At 47.7% G+C, this 16264-nt stretch carries 13 protein-coding genes; 5 read left to right on the top strand and 8 right to left on the bottom strand.

The genetic code is table 11. The features are described from left to right. Positions 1–116 precede the first annotated feature (116 nt). Positions 117–656 (bottom strand): DUF3332 domain-containing protein, encoded by a 540-nt coding sequence (locus LGV68_RS17910; RefSeq protein WP_020328639.1) that lies wholly within the window; start codon positions 654–656, stop codon positions 117–119. Between the two features lie 167 nt (positions 657–823). Then, positions 824–1369, bottom strand: coding sequence for a DUF3332 domain-containing protein (locus tag LGV68_RS17905; protein ID WP_222749882.1), 546 nt, complete (start codon positions 1367–1369; stop codon positions 824–826). Positions 1370–1662: 293 nt separating this feature from the next. Here LGV68_RS17905 and LGV68_RS17900 point away from each other — a divergent pair, with 293 nt between their 5' ends. From LGV68_RS17900 to brnQ, 4 genes are all read left to right on the top strand, one after another. Next, positions 1663–3279: a VRR-NUC domain-containing protein gene (locus LGV68_RS17900; RefSeq protein ID WP_252535780.1), complete on the top strand. Its 1617-nt coding sequence runs from the start codon at positions 1663–1665 to the stop codon at positions 3277–3279. 63 nt (positions 3280–3342) lie between these two features. After that, positions 3343–5706 (top strand): fatty acid cis/trans isomerase, encoded by a 2364-nt coding sequence (locus LGV68_RS17895; RefSeq protein ID WP_252535778.1) that lies wholly within the window; start codon positions 3343–3345, stop codon positions 5704–5706. Positions 5707–5744: 38 nt separating this feature from the next. Further along, positions 5745–5933 carry a hypothetical protein gene (locus LGV68_RS17890; protein WP_020328644.1) on the top strand — a complete coding sequence of 63 codons (189 nt, stop codon included), beginning with the start codon at positions 5745–5747 and terminating at the stop codon, positions 5931–5933. A gap of 470 nt (positions 5934–6403) precedes the next feature. Then, positions 6404–7705: a branched-chain amino acid transport system II carrier protein gene (gene brnQ, locus LGV68_RS17885; RefSeq protein ID WP_252535776.1), complete on the top strand. Its 1302-nt coding sequence runs from the start codon at positions 6404–6406 to the stop codon at positions 7703–7705. A 59-nt stretch (positions 7706–7764) separates the two neighbouring features. On the opposite strand, the gene LGV68_RS17880 is transcribed toward brnQ, so the two are convergent. Further along, complete coding sequence (locus LGV68_RS17880; RefSeq protein WP_024375540.1) at positions 7765–8256, bottom strand: RNA-binding S4 domain-containing protein; 492 nt, start codon at positions 8254–8256, stop codon at positions 7765–7767. Positions 8257–8510: 254 nt separating this feature from the next. Here LGV68_RS17880 and LGV68_RS17875 point away from each other — a divergent pair, with 254 nt between their 5' ends. After that, positions 8511–9113, top strand: a complete 603-nt coding sequence (locus LGV68_RS17875; RefSeq protein ID WP_222736582.1) for a response regulator transcription factor — start codon at positions 8511–8513, stop codon at positions 9111–9113. Positions 9114–9408: 295 nt separating this feature from the next. Here LGV68_RS17875 and LGV68_RS17870 read toward each other — a convergent pair whose 3' ends face one another. Genes LGV68_RS17870 through LGV68_RS17850 form a run of 5 tightly spaced genes read right to left on the bottom strand, consistent with a single transcriptional unit; the run spans position 9409 to position 16251 of the window. Further along, positions 9409–10785 carry a GGDEF domain-containing protein gene (locus tag LGV68_RS17870; protein WP_024375049.1) on the bottom strand — a complete coding sequence of 459 codons (1377 nt, stop codon included), beginning with the start codon at positions 10783–10785 and terminating at the stop codon, positions 9409–9411. Further along, positions 10782–11408 (bottom strand): response regulator transcription factor, encoded by a 627-nt coding sequence (locus tag LGV68_RS17865; protein WP_289781542.1) that lies wholly within the window; start codon positions 11406–11408, stop codon positions 10782–10784. The genes LGV68_RS17870 and LGV68_RS17865 overlap by 4 nt, the downstream gene beginning before the upstream one ends. 3 nt (positions 11409–11411) lie before the next feature. Beyond that, positions 11412–12386 carry an EAL domain-containing response regulator gene (locus tag LGV68_RS17860; RefSeq protein ID WP_252535774.1) on the bottom strand — a complete coding sequence of 325 codons (975 nt, stop codon included), beginning with the start codon at positions 12384–12386 and terminating at the stop codon, positions 11412–11414. After that, complete coding sequence (locus LGV68_RS17855) at positions 12387–12578, bottom strand: response regulator (protein WP_252535772.1); 192 nt, start codon at positions 12576–12578, stop codon at positions 12387–12389. It abuts the gene before it with no gap. Further along, the gene (locus LGV68_RS17850) at positions 12568–16251 is read right to left on the bottom strand and encodes an ATP-binding protein (RefSeq protein WP_252535770.1); all 3684 of its coding nucleotides are present in this window, start codon (positions 16249–16251) and stop codon (positions 12568–12570) included. The genes LGV68_RS17855 and LGV68_RS17850 overlap by 11 nt, the downstream gene beginning before the upstream one ends. Positions 16252–16264: the final 13 nt, after the last annotated feature.

Raw genomic sequence — 16264 nt, 5'->3', positions numbered from 1 at the left:
ACATCAGAGAGTTAGGAATCTGACTCACATCACAGTTATTTCGTCAGGAATCCAGAGTCATAAAGAACGAAAGCCTCCACAACGGAGGCTTAGTGAAGAACCACGAAAGAATCGGATTATAGTTGAGTGGTTTGAACGTAGTTTTCCAGTTCCATATTGGAAACGGTGGTTACGTACTCATTGTTGACGTAGAAAGCCACACCATCTTCAGTTTTCTTACCGCGCAGCGTTTTTTGCTGACCATCCAGGTAAGTCACATCCATTTCAATGGTGTTGTCATCAATTTTCTTCCAGTTGGTATCTTTAATTTCAGAGTTGTTGCCCAGCGGGGTCTCTGTCATCGAACTATCCAACTTGTCGTTTACTTTCAACATGGTGTCCGCAGGTCTATCAACCACAGCGGGTGACTTACCAGAGATTGGGTTGGTACCTGTCCAGAATTCAACGGCGTTGACAATGAATAAGTCGACGATAGACGCAATACCATACACAGGAGAAAGCAGAAGGAACAAACCTTCTCGGCCGTAACGGTTATCCACGACTTCAAGGTTAAATTTAGTCACAAGACCTGTTGTTGCCATTTGGCCCATACAACCTGTAAGAGAACTGACACCCAAGCCGACGGCCATTGCAATAACTAGAGATTTACGTTTCATATTTATCACCACTGATATCGTTGTTGTTTCCCTCCTACACTCTAGTACATATGCAAGTCATTGATCGATTTTGATTAAAAAAAATGCAGTTTTCTGAAGCGTTCGCAACCTTTCTTATAAATTAGACAGTTAAGAGACAAAAAAGCCTCCCGAAGGAGGCTTGTCGTTTATTGAAGCGATGCTGTTTCCAAATAACGTTCCATTTCCAGATTTGAAACGGTCGTGACGTATTGGTCATCAAGGTAAAACGCCACTTCATCGTTTTGTTTCTCACCGCGCAGTATCGCCTGTTCACCACTCAGGTAAGTGATGTCCATTTGCATTGAGTTGTCATCGATTTGTTTCAGCGTCGCAGACTCGATATCACGGTTGTTGCTTTGTAGCGGTACCTGTGTCATTGACTTATCGAGTTGATCGTTCACTTTGATCAGTGAATCAGCCGGAATATCAACCACCGCCGGAGACTTACCGGAAATAGGGTTTTTACCCGTCCAGAACTCAATCGTGTTGAAAATGAACAAGTCGGCAACAGAAGCGATACCATAAACTGGAGATAGCAAAAGGAACAAACCTTCGCGGCCGTAACGGTTATCCACGACTTTCAGGTTGAATTTTGTCACCAGGCCTGCTGTTGCCATTTGCCCCATACAACCCGTTAATGTGCTGACACCGACAGTCAGAGCTACTGCCATTGCAATCGTTTTGCGTTTCATAATATCCACCAGTTAAAAAAAGCAGTGGTAAATAATACGGTTAACCTTATAAAAACAAAGGGAATAAAGACCAATTGCATACAAACTAGCCGTATAATTTAGCTGACAGCATACTGATAACTCGCACGGATAGTTATTTAACAAAATCAAACATATAGTTTCGAAATTGTTATCCTTCCTTTAGCACAAACCACATTGTGGTTACGTCTGCACAAAGGCCCATGTGCAGTTCAATTCAAAGCCAGTTAAGATGTAACACTCAACCGCGAAGAGATTTTGAGATCGATAAAACTATGCCACCGCTCCCTACTCTGCCTGACGACTATTATCTGACTAACTTTCGTAAACTGACTTCCCATGCGCTGGAATGGTATGCGGATTTACTCACTGACGAAGAGCGCCGTTGGTTGGCCGACTTTGATCGCTTGTCGCACGGCGGACAATGCTTACTTGTGCGTCTGTTGTCACGCAGAGGAAACTGGTTTCGCAGCGACAAAGCTGAGTATAAGGAAATTGGCGACCAGCAACAGGCATTAAGCGAACTGGCCGCTTTGGGATTTATCACACTCAATCCCGACGCAGACATCAGTACGCTCGCAGAGAAACTGCTCACCAAGGCAGAGATTGTTGCCCTGTTTCCAACGCTTCCTAAACAGAGCCGCAAGGAAGCGTTATTGGCACAACTGAGCCAACAAATCATCGCGAAGGAAATCGGGTTACCTTTCAGCGTGATCTACCTCAACCAAGGAGAGATGATTGAGCTGCTGCTGGTGCTATTTTTTGCCAACACTCATCAGGATTTTTCTCAGTTTGTCCTCGATGATTTGGGACTGAACAATTTTGAGCGCTATCAACTTAGCCGCGAGCGTCGTTTCTTTCAAGACCGAGAGCAAGTGGAAGTGCTGCGCAAACTTACCCACATTCAATCCCTTTACGACCTTTGCCCAAAACCGACACCCACAGAGTTGGATAAGTGGCAACGTCTGCTGCCAGAGCCTTGTGAACATCCTTCCATCGAGCGTAAACGTCAGCATCTCATGAACCAACTGGCGCGCGACTACGAACGGCACCAAGCTTTTGCACCTGCGTTGATGCTCTATCGACAAACGCAGGTTATGCCCACTCGCGAGCGTCAGGCGCGTATTCTGGATAAACAACAGCAAATCCAGGCAATGCGTGACATTGTCACTGAAATGCTCGATACCCCGCTCAATTATTCCGAACTTGAGGTCGCGCAAAAACTCAATCAGCGAGTCCTGCGTTTGCAGGGGCAAAAAGTCCCACGCACGATTAAGCCAGCACATAACACGTTGCATCTCGAACTGGATCTCTCACAGCAGCGTGTGGAACTGGCCGTGAAGAGCCACTTTGAACAGATCGGTTATCAGGTTTACTATCTTGAGAACCAATTTCTCAACACGCTGTTTGGCCTGACATTCTGGGACGCCATTTTTGCACCGGTAGAAGGCGCATTTATCAATCGCTATCAACATCGTCCACTCGATCTCTATCACGATGACTTTGTGTTAAAACGTCAAAGCTATATTGAATCGGCAATAGCGGAGCTGATGAACGATGGTGTTAAACCTCTGTGGCTGCGCTGGCAGAACAAATTTTCAATCACCAATCCTTTTGTGTTCTGGACCGACTGTGACGAAAGCTTGTTTGAACTTACGGAACAATCGTTTCCGCGCGCTTTGCTGGTTGATCTGTTTAAGGTGCAATTGAGCGACCTCAAGCTCTATCGTAATGGGATGCCGGATTTGATCCTGTTTAAAGACGGAGAATTTGAATGGGTTGAGGTGAAAGGCCCGGGTGATAAGTTACAGGACAATCAATGGCGTTGGATCGAGCAATTTTCGCGGCTAAATGTGCCTTTTTCAGTCTGTTATGTGAATCACACCGTCTAAAAGATGGTGATCCTCAGTTCTCTTTGCTTTAATTAACTCAAATTTAATTAATAAGATAACCGAATGAAATTACGTAAATTATTCGTCGTTGGTTTGGTCACCCTTTTCTCTGGCTGCGCGGTATTGGCCAGCCTCAATTTCGACCAAATCTTTGGCAAAGCAGAAGTACGAGATCGTCAAGCTCCTATAGAGTCAATCCAGGCACATTTCTTTCTGGATCAGGTTAAACCTATCATCGATAAACGTTGCGTGGTTTGTCATGCCTGCTATGACGCGCCATGTCAGCTCAAAATGTCCTCCGTTGAAGGTATCGACCGTGGAGGCAGCAAGGATATGGTGTATCAGGGTACACGTCTGACCGCTGCCACGCCGACGCGCCTGTTTGAAGATGCGCAGTTAACCGAAGAGTGGCGCAAGTTTAACTTCCATCCCGTGTTGAACGAACGCGATCAAACCCCGGAGGCCAACCTGCAAGCAGGCTTGATGGCGCGTTTGTTGGCGCAGAAAGAAGCACATCCTCTGCCACAACAGGATCAACTAGAAGGGTTTGATTTTTCCATCGATCGCGAACAACAGTGCGTCACGATTGAAGAGTACGAGTCCTATCAGCATAACTACCCGAACTGGGGTATGCCCTTCGGCATGCCGAATCTGGCAAAGTCTGAATACAATACGCTGATGACCTGGCTGGAACAAGGTGCGGTGATGAACGCGCACATGCCACTGACCGCAGAAGAGCAGTCCGAAGTCAATCTGTATGAAGCGTTGTTCAACCACGACGCACTTAAAAATCGTTTGGTCGCACGCTACATTTATGAACACCTGTTCTTGTCGCACCTTTACTTCTCGGACATCAAAACCGCCGATGGTCGTCCGCGCTTCTTTACTATGGTGCGTTCTTCTACTCCGCCCGGACAACCCGTTCAGCGCATTACCACCCGCAGACCATACGATGACCCGGGTGTAGAGCGCGTGTACTACCGTCTGATTCCGGAGCAAGGAACGATCGTCGATAAAACGCACATGCCTTTTGCGCTCAACATGAAACGCATACGCGATTGGAAAACTTGGTTTATTGATGCGCAATACGTTGTCGATGAATTGCCAAGCTATGACCCTGAAGTTTCCGCCAACCCGATGACTGCATTTATCGAGATGCCCGTCAAAGCACGCTTCAAGTTCATGCTCGACAACGCACAGAACACCATTATGGCGTACATCAAAGGCCCGGTGTGTCGTGGCCAGTTAGCGCTCAACGTGATTAATGACCGTTTCTGGGTGTTTTTCCTCGATCCGGATAAAGCCGACATGCCAGAAGTGAACGAATTTTATCGTTCTCAGGCAGACAACCTGAAACTGCCTGGCGAGCTTGAGAGTAATACATTGCCACTGACCAACTGGGTTCGTTTTTCGAAACAGCAGGCGCGCTATCTGCAAGCTAAGTCGGATTTCATCAACCACTGGTTTAAAAACGGCACCCACTTATCCACCGATGTGATTTGGGATGGTAATGGCACCAATCACACCGCCGCACTGACGATTTTCCGCCATTTCGATAGTGCCTCTGTGGTTGAGGGTTTGGTGGGAGAAAAACCGAAAACTGCTTGGGTTATTGATTATGCATTGCTGGAACGGATTCACTATCTGCTGGTAGCTGGATTCGATGTGTATGGTAACTTCGGCCATCAGTTGATCACGCGCATGTTCATGGATTTTCTGCGCATGGAAGGCGAAAGTAACTTTGTTGCCCTGCTGCCTCGGGATGTACGCCACAAAGAGATGTCGAGCTGGTACGCGGATCAGAGTCCGCAGTTTTCCGACTATCTGCTGCGTAACGTTAAGCCGTTCGATCAGCCGACTCAGGTTCAGTACCAGACTACCGATTACAAATCAGAACTGTTTGACAAACTCAAAGAGCACGTAGCTCCGATCCTGACTCAGCGTTATGACATTGTCGATACCGGATTTAAGCCGGAATACGAGAAAGCACTGGCCAGCATCAGCCATATCAAGGGCGAGGGTTTGCGTTCTATCCCACAAATCATCATGTTAATGATTGAGTCGGATAAGGGGCAATCACAACTGTTTACCCTATTGCACAAAAACGCCCATACCAATATCTCGAGTTTGTTTGATGAAGAGAATAATCGGGACTATAAAAATGATGATCTCACGATCGTTCGTGGAGTGATCGGTAGCTACCCGGCTGCGTACCTAAATCTCAGAGAAAAGGATATTCCGGAACTCGTACAGCGTTTACAGACACTAAATAGTGAAGACGATTACGTCCAACTGTTGGATCGATTTGCTGTTCGCCGCAGCTCACCGAAGTTCTGGCCTTTCAGCGATAAGGTTCACGCTTGGTACCGTCAAGACCAACCTATCGAATTTGGTCTGCTTGACTACAATAGATTTGAGAACCGATAAAAACTCTCAACTCACGTTTAATGAACAGGAGGTGCGAGATGAACATTCGAGAGAACATTGATGCATTAGAGCAACAAATTTACATTGCCTGCTCTGAAGGGGACTACGAAACCGTCAACTTGTTGGAACAAAAGCTTGAACGCCTGCGGGGCAAAATCGAGCATCCATTTGACGAAGACCCCTATTCACTTGAAGGTCGCACCTTTATGGATGACGACTGGCGTTAGCACTAAAGGGAGCCAATTTGGCTCCCTTTTTATTTTCCTCAAACAGAAGTAACACGTGAACTTTGGGTAACCAATATTGCAAAAGTGTTAAGTCGTTCATTTCACTAATAAGCTTATTAATTGGAATATAATTCCAAACATTAATATCAATATAGAAATATCCACTATTCACTGTTCAAAGGGTTGCCACGTTATAGGGCATCCGTTTATAACAAGCCCACACAGGGGAGATGAACTCCCCGGAATTTACTGCCAGCCGGGACTCAGTATGTCATTCGTCGCTACCACAATTTGTCTGTTGCATCGTCGCCAGCAAGCTATTGCGACTTATCTGCTCCTCCTGCTCTCTCTGGGTCTACTACACAGAGGCTGACAGGCTATTTTATTTTCTGTCAGTCAAGAGTTGCTGGCAGAGTCATCTTAACGTTCACTCACCAGCCGCTTCCTAACTGACAATATTGAGGAAGACTATGTTAAGTGCACGCAACATCGCCGCTTTGGGCTTTATGACCTTCGCCATGTATTTGGGCGCCGGCAACCTTATCTTTCCCCCTTTTCTAGGCTATCAGGCCGGTGGACATCTGTTTGAAGGTATGGCTGGATTTCTGCTGGCGGGTGTCGGCCTACCCGCTTTTGCTTTAGTGATTGTCGCTCTGGTCGGCGGCTCGGATAACCTGACATCGGTACTTCCACGCCCTATCGCAACCGCGTTTTGGATCATGGTGTTCATCGTGATCGGACCGGCTTTCGTGATTCCACGCGCGATTACCGTCGCATACCAATTTGGTTTCAGTCCATTTTTTGGCGACAACGCGCTGGTTCCTTTTTCTATCGTTTTCTGTATTGTCTCTGTGCTGTTTTCTTTGTACCCGGGCAAACTGATTGACACTTTAGGCAAATGGTTAACTCCGGCTCTTCTGGCGATTCTTGTCGTGATGGCGGTTGTTGCGTTGCTGTATCCAAGCCAGGGGATCTCTGAAGCGACTGGCGCGTACGTCAACGGCGCCTTTGCAGAAGGCGTCACTCAAGGTTATATGACGATGGACGCGCTCGGCTCAATCGGCTTTGGCTGGGTTATTTTCCGCGCGATTCAAAGCATGGGCGTCAGCCAGCCGAAAGCGATTGCCAAATACACCTTGATTGCTGCGGTGATGTACGCGGTAGCCATGGCGCTGGTTTATATCGCGCTGGCTTACATCGGAGCCACCAGCGTCGGCACATTCACTAACGGCGGTGACATCCTGACCACATTCACCACGCAACATTTCGGCGTATTTGGCACGCTGCTGCTTGGTGCCGTTATGGTATTGGCCTGTTTAACGACAGTGATCGGGGTTACAACCGCAGGCAGTGAGTTTTACAGCCGCACATTTAGCAAAGTCTCTTACCGAAACAGCGTTATCGTTACCATGATCATTGCCGCACTGGTAGCGAATATTGGTCTGGAACAATTGCTGGCGATCACCTTGCCTGCCGTTGTCGCGCTGCATCCGATTGCGATTGCGTTGCTGTTTATCGCGCCGTTGAAACGTATCATCTCAATGGCTGGTGTATTGGCGACAGTAGCAACAGCACTGGTTTTCGGTGGATTAGATGCGCTGCATATTCTGGGCAGCATGCCAGCGAAATTCGATGCCACGTTGTCTCAACACCTGGCACTTTACACTTACTATGCTGGTTGGATCGTGCCGACTGTGATCGTTTTAGCATTGGTAAGCAGTGTGAGTCTGTTTACCCGCCCAGCTCTTGCTCGCGCAGTAACAGAAAGCTAAGCTCATGACGAAAAAAAGGCCCCAATCGGGGCCTTTTCTTATGCAACATATTTGCAGACTCAGAAGAAACTGATGGCGTTACGGCCACCTTTGCTGTCCTTCGGTTGATCGTCTTCGCTTTCCTTTGAAGCCTTGGCTTTTGCCTTGTTATTTTTGCTGGCCGACTGGGACAACTTACTCGCTTTACTGCCCGATTTCTTACCTGCTGCCGGCTTATTGGAAGGCTTTTTCTTCGGCGCTGGTGGTGGCGTCACCGCTTTAGGTTTCTCTTCCACTTCAGTCACCGGCGCATCACAAATGATCAGGTAGTATTCTTCATTGAATTCAACCAAGTCACCATCATAGAGTTTGCGACGCTTGCGCATTTCAAGCTCGCCGTTGACCGCAACATAACCTTCAGCAATCGCATACTTTGCTTCACCACCACCGCTGACTGCGTTGGCGATTTTCAATACTTTGTACAACTCAATCGGCTGAGCATCGACTTCGATACCAATTGCTTCGATTTCGACTTCTTCATCTTCCCATTGAGGGTTCTCAAATTCATTCATTCTAAGTGTCTCAACAACATTTGGCGCTAGTGTACCGTGCAGCTGGCGAATAATAAACGTAATCCTTTGCGCGGCTCGAATTGTATGCAGACAAACGTTTTCGGTAAACGACAGCTAAATTATATAATTCTTATATACGAGACTTTTCATTTGTCTTTGCACCAATTAGTATGCATACACACGGATAATATCTTGCTTAATGGAAGGAGTGCCATATCAACTATAATCACAGAATATAACTGAGATGGATTAATATGCCTAACGTTATAAACCGCGCACTTGTCGTCAATCCGTATCCGCTAGAGCAACACGCTCTGGAAGATATCATTCAATCAACCAATCAATTTCAACACATTCACTTTGCCGTTTCACCTGCTGAGGCCTACCGCATTGTGAGTCAACAACCAATCGCTTTTGTCATGCTGGAAGTTGAAGCTGATGATGCCAGTGGACTCGACATTCTTCGTCGTTTGCGCGCTAAAGGCTTCGCCGGAAAAATTTTGTTTATCAGCGCAATCGATAAAGCGATGTATTCAAAAGCAACCCAAAAGCTCGGTGCCAACGGTTACCTACTCAAAAGCGAACATGTTTCTGTCATTCAGGACGCCATATGCAGCGTGATGCGTGGATACAATATCTTTAAGCACGAGAATCACGCCGCTATATGTGAAACCGCTGAGTTGTCAAAACGAGAAACGGTGATTTATCACTATTTGATTGCGGGTTTAACCAACAAAAAAATCTCGGAACTGTTGTCTATCAGCAGTAAAACCGTGAGTACCTACAAAACACGTATTCTTACCAAATTCGGCGTCAAATCCGTGATTGAGCTGATCAAACAAGAGAAACTTGCCTGATATCAAACGGTTTGAACTTCGGAAGGTTGAAGAGAGCTACCAGATTTGCTGATGTACGCCCCTCTTCGCTGCATCCAATAACGAAGTTCCGAACCATACGCTCACGAATGCTCATGGCGAGCAGAGAAGCCGGAACCCCGTCCTCCATCGCGTTGAGCATCTTCACTGCCACTTTCGGACAGTAAAAACGCCATTAATATTGCGTATATGCTAGCTCGATCCCCTGAATTCGATTATCAACGTTCAGGCTTTAATCTCTTTAAGCAGTGGTAATTTTCGGTGCATGTAAATGAATCTAAACCAAGCCAGGACGTGGAGATAAAGGACTCAGCTGTTTTTCCGAATACAGGTTGGAATCCGCGCGCTTAAGTGCATCGTCGAGTGACTCCGAATTCATCAGTAATGTTATTCCGACGGAGATACTCACCGTCAGTTTGTAGGAGGAAAACGCGGTGTCCGTCACCGCCTCTTTCAATCGCTCGGCAAGAATGATGGCATTGTCGATATTGCACCCCGGCAGAACTGCTACAAACTCATCGCCGCCGGTTCGAATCAGGTAGTCGTTTTCCCTAAACACCTGACGCATACCATAGGCTATTTGCTTGATTGCTTCATCCCCCACATGATGACCATAATTGTCATTGATCTGTTTAAGTTTGTTCCCGTCGATCGCCAGAATCGCCGCACCAAACTTCTCCAGATCCGCTGTGAATTTTTGATCTTTGAAGATGTTCCGATTGAGCAATCCGGTCAGGTCGTCCAGCTGCACGTTCGATTGAACTTCAAACAGTTTGGTTCGGTTGAGTTTTAGTGTGCGGAACAGATAGATCACATACGAAAGCGCAATCCACAACACCAGAAATAGCCACAGCAGTTTAAACACAATCCAAATGAACGGCACCTGATACACATAGACCGTGGAGTTGTCGGCAACATACTCCTTAGTGTACGCGATATGCGCCATCAATGCGTTGCCATAAATCATCTCATAGAAGGTGTTGGCGTTGAGTTCACGGGTGCGAATCTGCAATGCGCCAAGGTCGAAGAACCGAGCCAACCCCACATCGATATTGAGATCGCCCACAATGATATTGTGTAAGTAAACAGGGCTCGATACCGTGATATACAGGTCGTCCGAACCGTTTTTGCGGTAAGTGCCGGAGACCAGAATACGGTCGGCCAGACGTCGTTCCGGTGCGTTAATCGTGCACACAGAAGCTGTGCCGCAATCCTTCACCACGGAGACTTCATCTTTATCTGATGAGGTCATGTCGCTCAGATAGGAGCGGTAATACAGCACGTCCACTTTTGGCAGAATGGCCGGCATCGTCGAGACCAAAAACTGAAATTCGTTCGCCAGTTCAATGTCGATATTGGTCGGTTTCAGCTTCTTGTGCAGATTGTATTTGCGTTTCTCAATGTCCTTGATCGCCGCCAAGTCACTCTTTTTGATGGTATCAATTTCCTGAATGCGGTTTTCTAGAATTCGACTGGTCAGAAACAGCGTCTGTTTGTACTGCTCCATCACATTAACGAAGTTTTCAAATTCGTGATTGCGGCGATCCAAATAGGACTCAGAGAAGATAATCACCGCCACCAGATATAGCACCAGGCTGCAGGTAAAACCGTGCACGATGATGTCCGAGATATACTTCTTATTCAGCTCTTTCATAACTCCACCCGACCAATCACGCTGCCGTTGAGACTCATGAGCTCAACAATAGAGTTAACCTGATATTTATCGAGGATGCGCGTTTTGTAGGTACTGACGGTTTTCGGGCTCAGATTGAGTATTTGTGCGATCTCTTTGTTGGATTTGCCATCTACCAGAAAACGAAATACCGCCAACTCTTGCTTTGATAACTGAATATCCACCGCCTGTGTCTCTTCTGCGACTTTAAAAAAGCTGTAGCCATTTAGAATGCACTCCACCGCATCTTGCAAAATAGACAAATCTTCTGCTTTGCTGACATAACCATCGGCACCCACACGTAGCGCCGTTTCCGAATAGAGGCGGCTGTTGTTGCCTGACACAAACAGGGTTTTACCCGTAAACCCATGATGCTTCAGCCGGCGCAACACCTCGAAACCATCCTGCTTTTCCAGATTGACGTCCAATACCAGAAAATCGATTTGGCCTTCGCGTAACATTTTCACGCCTGCTTGGGTGTCAGTTTCCACCAGTACTTGGCCAAAACGCGGGTTTTGCTCCATTAACTTTTTGATTGCCATACATACCAAAGGATGGTCGTCGAGTACCAAGGCTGTCAGGCCGGATGTTGTTCTTTTGTTCATGACTTAATTCACTATCATCAAATGTTCAATGGGACGTGGCTTTCCTGTGTAATACCCCTGACAAAGATCCATGCCGAGCAGGCTTAAATACTTCCATGTTTCTCGATCTTCGACGCCTTCCGCGACAAGGCGCATGTTGAGCTGTTTGGCCATTCGAACAATGACATCCAGAATGGTCCGTTTGCGACGGTCCTGATGGCAGGAAACAATCAGCGCGCGGTCTATTTTCATTTCCGTAAACGGCAAATCAGCCAATTTCAACAACGAAGAATAACCTGCGCCAAAATCGTCAATCGCGAGTTCAACGCCGTTGAGCCTTAACCGGGCAAAGTTTTCAATCATCACTGAATCGTACTGGTATACCTCCATCTCGGTGAGTTCGATAATCAAACGCGAGGGAGCAAACCCCAGCGTCTGACAGCACGCCAATACCCGACGGGCAAATTCAGGCGAGGCAAAATTAGTGTGAGTCGCATTGACTGACACGGTGCCAGCAAGCCCCTTATCAGAGAAATCGTTAAGTGCCTGCTTGAGAACATAAAAGAACAGGCGATCGTGCCAGTTCGCTTGTTCAATCAACGGCAAAAACAAGTATGGGGTTATCACGCCGTATTGCGGGTGATACCAACGAATGAGTGCCTCGTACCCATCAGCGATCCCATTATTAAAGCGGTGCTGAGGCTGATAAACGTTGCGTAAATGCCTCAATTGAAACGCTCGGTCTAAATCAGCAACGAACAGAGATGGCAAGGTTTTGGCGTAATGCATTCCGCTGTTTGACGACGCTACCGTGTGCAGCGCCGATTTCAGGTTCGCGAACGTCACTGGCTTGGACAACGTGGCCACTAAATCGAGCCCCAGTTTCTGACACATGGTCGTCGCCAGAGACAGGATGTTCTGTTCATGTCCGCTGAGCAAACATAATCGGCTGTGATACTGCCGGGCAGCGAGTTCGTTGAGTAGTGCCAGTCCATCCATTTACGGCATGGCCAAATCAAACACAATCAAATCAAATGTGAACTGATCACACAGTGCCAGCGCGTCCCTACCGTGGTGCGCGACATAAATATGGCTCACTCCCAAAGTTCTGAGTGCGACTTCGATGACGCGGCAATGCAACTTGCAATCGTCCACCACCAAAACGTGTTGCGATGCAGGATCAATGCTCATTCAGCCATACCTCCGCTCGATGAATTGATAACGTCATGGCCGCAACGAGTTGCTTCAGCTCTGCATCGTAGCCTTGTTCGCTCTGTTTACTGCGGTTTTCCAGCTGGGTCGCCGCGACACAAATTTTCTGGTCGCCGACTGTCCCCGCTCCGCCTTTGATGCGATGAGCCAGATCATGGATCGCTTTTCTGTCTGTTCGCTTGGTTTGGAGTGCCATCAGGTCATCGTTCATGCTGGTGATAAACACTTCAACCAACATTTCAGCATCCTGCATTTCATAATTCTGCCACCACATAGCCGGAGCGTTTTCAGCTCGTTTTGGCACAAACTGTGCGACGGTTTGATATAAGCGCTGCAAACCATAAGGCTTGTAAAGCACGCTATCAAAACCCGATAACATTGCTCGCTCATTAGCCACTCGTGAGTCTTCCGCTGTGCAAGCAATAATGGCGTGGTTAGAAAACTGCGGCAGATGATCGCGGACTAAAGTCGCCAGTTCATACCCATCCATCACGGGCATGTGGCAATCGGTTAGCAGCAAGTCGAACTGCTCAGCGTCTTTTTGAAGCCGCTCATAAGCTTCCTGTCCGTTGTTCACCAGTTCAACACTCAGGCCAAACGACGTCAGTTGCTGGCTGATCACCAATTGATTAATGGGATTGTCCTCAGCAACCAGTACATGTCCGAAAAGCGGTTCGTTAGTCTCGTCAGTCGCCTCTTCACTGGCTGCTGTGTTAGTCAGGACGGCATAAAGCAGATCAGGAAAGAAAGGGCTCACGCTCAGCTCAACGACATCTTTCGAGCGCAGGCTGAATACGGTGATGTCCTGGCGCATCAACACGGTCATTCCTCCCGGACAAGAGTCAGGAATGGGTTGGTCGCCGTCGTAAATATGGATGCCTTTCATTGCCTCATCGGAAGATGGGTCAAGACGCCAAACTGACAACCAAGCTTGAATAACCGGATCTTCCCCGTGGTAGTGCACCAGTTGTTGTGAAATCGGCTCGAGAAAATGACTTTCCACCTTAACAGGAATGCTCACCTGAATACTGGTGCCTTTACCCGGTTCGCTCTGAAGCGAAATCTCGCCCTGCATTACATCGACCAGATCATGCACAATGGCAAGCCCGAGCCCGGTGCCACCATACCGACGAGCAATACTGGAATCTGCCTGCACAAAGGGATTAAACACGGTTTGCAGAAGCTCAGGAGACATACCATCGCCGGAATCGCTGATCGCCATCAGAACTTCGTTTTCGGTGACGTTAATGTCGACGCGGACAAAACCTGCGTGCGTAAACTTGATGGCATTCGACAATAAGTTATTGAGGATCTGGCGTAGGCGCAGCGCGTCAATAGTGACGGTTTTCACCGTTCCCGGCGTCCAGTTCACCTGAAAATCGAGCGACTTTTCACAAGCAGCGCTGCAATGCACCCGCAGTAATTCTCCGATTTCACGCAACAGGCAGCATTCCGCTAGGTCCAGTTGGAGCTGCTGAGCTTCGAGCTTGGAAAAATCGAGAATGTCGTTCACCAGCAGGTGTAAATGATCCGCAGAGGAAATCACGTTGTTAAGGATCAAACGTACATCTTGGTTGGTTTCGCGAGTTTTCAGCATCTCCAATAACCCAACCATGCCAGCGATTGGCGTACGAAGTTCATGGCTCATGCTGGCGAGGAATCGTTCGCGAGACAATACCGCTTGCTGAGCGACGTTCTTAGCCTGCAACAGGTTACGTTCCTGCTCTTTATGCCTCGTCACATCGTCAATCACCGTTAGTATTATTTTCTCGTCACGGTTCCCACCAGAGAGCGGTGTGCGGTGGTAATTGATGGTTTGAATCCCACAAGGACAAGACTGCACATCGACGTCACTTTCGCTTACATCCCGACCACGCAGAACAGTGTCAAACTCGGCCTGATTCTCAACTACACAGGTATGCTCTGACGATGAAATGCGCATTTGACAAACCTTACCGTTGCCGGACGCTGCGATTTGGCAGTGATGACAATTGGTCAGCAACAGTCTGTGGTTGGTGTCGTGGATAAAAATTCGGTTGGGCAGCGCGTCAATCACATGTTGCAACAGCGCCAATCGTTCGTTGCTGCGTAAGGCTTCGCGCTCTTGAATCGAGACCTTCAACTTAAGGTTTTTGTGCCACAAAAAGCCAATCAAACCGAGCAGTATGAAGACCGAAGCCCCGATATAAGAGCCGGCCATCACCAGAGATTTATCCACTCCGTAGATAATATTGAATGGGCTGTAACTGTTTTGCAGGCGCTGTATATCGCTGGCATCCACCGATGCAATAATGCCAGCCAGAATTGCTTTTAACTCGGTGTTGTCCCCTCGCACCGCCATTGCGATTTCAATATGTTTATCGTCCCCCTTCAACACGACATAGCGATCATCGCCACGCTGTTTAGCGAGATATTCCAGAATATCGTGGCGCAGATAGGCACTGCCAAGTTTGCCGCTTTCAAGATCACTGATCAGCGAAACGACACTGGTATAAGTCGTTAGTTCTTCGCCAAACACCTGGTTTTTGACGTATTGATAGGTCGGACTGTCTGAGAACAGCACGCCGATCTTCGCATCAGATTTCGCCAGCACGCCAGGCAACTTGATATGTTGGTACGTGATAGACATCAACGTGTCTGTCACGTACATCCAAGCCGGGTTATTCACTCCTTTTACGACCAAAGGCAGAATGTCAATCTCACCGTACTTCAGCATTTGAACCGGTGTTAACCCTCCACTTGCCGGAACATAATCAAAATCGAAAGCAGTTCTGGCCTCAACCAGTGTGAGTAAGTCGTTCAGATAGCCTCCGTGGTGGCCGTCCCGATTGCGGTAGAAAAGTGGATAGGCATCATTCCAAGCGGAATACCTGATGGGTTGCATTCCGGAATTTTGATAGTTGAGCGCGACAATATCGACCTGATGATAAGGGTTGGCCGAACGTAACCGAGAGGTTTCGCTCTGACGGCTTAATACCACATCTATTTCGTCAATTAGGGCACGAAAATCTTGCGTGGCGGCGATGCGTACCTGCTGCGGTTTCGCCCAAGATGGCAGTTCTACTTGCCCCAACGTATTCATCGGATGTTTCACCGAAGTGAGCAACGTGGTGTAACTTTCAAGCACCGCATCGATTTTGCCCTGCATCAAGTAGTCAGGCAGAGTGACAAAATCCGGCAGCTCCACAATATGAGCAAATCCCATCTTCGACAGTTGCTGACAATACACTGCCCCCTTATGGCAGCCCCAAGTCAGGGATTCAGCCGCCCAATGACTCAGGCTCTGATTACGGTACCAAACTGCGGTCGAACTGGTATACAGCGGTTGACTTAAGATGAGGTCGTTTTTGCCAGAGTCAAAGATGCCGACGGCTATATCGGCCTTCTTCGTTTCAACAGCCAGAATCAACGACTTCATATCGGCAAACATCTTATATTTGGGTTTGAAACCAATTTCGCGAGCCAAAGCCTCGATGTAGTCGGTATTGATGTCTCTCAATGGATCATGACCATCCAACTGATGCTGTAACATCGCGACTGTAAAAGAGTTCACTTTGGACTGCCCGAACGAAAACGCCAGGTCCGGCAAACTCATGCTGTAGGCAGACATTGGAAAAACAGAGATAAATAAGGCGATAAGTAAACGTTTCACTGTCGTCTCGATT

The sequence above is a fragment of the Vibrio sp. LQ2 genome (assembly GCF_023920125.1).
Classification (GTDB): Bacteria; Pseudomonadota; Gammaproteobacteria; order Enterobacterales; family Vibrionaceae; genus Vibrio; species Vibrio fluvialis.
The sequence above is the reverse complement of the archived record's forward strand: the minus strand, read 5'-3'. Positions and strand labels throughout refer to the sequence as shown.

Bases quoted from the DNA above. Each gene is read 5' to 3' on its own strand.
- LGV68_RS17910 (WP_020328639.1), bottom strand. From the start codon at position 656: ATGAAACGTAAATCTCTAGTTATTGCAATGGCCGTCGGCTTGGGTGTC.
- LGV68_RS17905 (WP_222749882.1), bottom strand. From the start codon at position 1,369: ATGAAACGCAAAACGATTGCAATGGCAGTAGCTCTGACTGTCGGTGTC.
- LGV68_RS17900 (WP_252535780.1), top strand. From the start codon at position 1,663: ATGCCACCGCTCCCTACTCTGCCTGACGACTATTATCTGACTAACTTT.
- LGV68_RS17895 (WP_252535778.1), top strand. From the start codon at position 3,343: ATGAAATTACGTAAATTATTCGTCGTTGGTTTGGTCACCCTTTTCTCT.
- LGV68_RS17890 (WP_020328644.1), top strand. From the start codon at position 5,745: ATGAACATTCGAGAGAACATTGATGCATTAGAGCAACAAATTTACATT.
- brnQ (WP_252535776.1), top strand. From the start codon at position 6,404: ATGTTAAGTGCACGCAACATCGCCGCTTTGGGCTTTATGACCTTCGCC.
- LGV68_RS17880 (WP_024375540.1), bottom strand. From the start codon at position 8,256: ATGAATGAATTTGAGAACCCTCAATGGGAAGATGAAGAAGTCGAAATC.
- LGV68_RS17875 (WP_222736582.1), top strand. From the start codon at position 8,511: ATGCCTAACGTTATAAACCGCGCACTTGTCGTCAATCCGTATCCGCTA.
- LGV68_RS17870 (WP_024375049.1), bottom strand. From the start codon at position 10,785: ATGAAAGAGCTGAATAAGAAGTATATCTCGGACATCATCGTGCACGGT.
- LGV68_RS17865 (WP_289781542.1), bottom strand. From the start codon at position 11,408: ATGAACAAAAGAACAACATCCGGCCTGACAGCCTTGGTACTCGACGAC.
- LGV68_RS17860 (WP_252535774.1), bottom strand. From the start codon at position 12,386: ATGGATGGACTGGCACTACTCAACGAACTCGCTGCCCGGCAGTATCAC.
- LGV68_RS17855 (WP_252535772.1), bottom strand. From the start codon at position 12,578: ATGAGCATTGATCCTGCATCGCAACACGTTTTGGTGGTGGACGATTGC.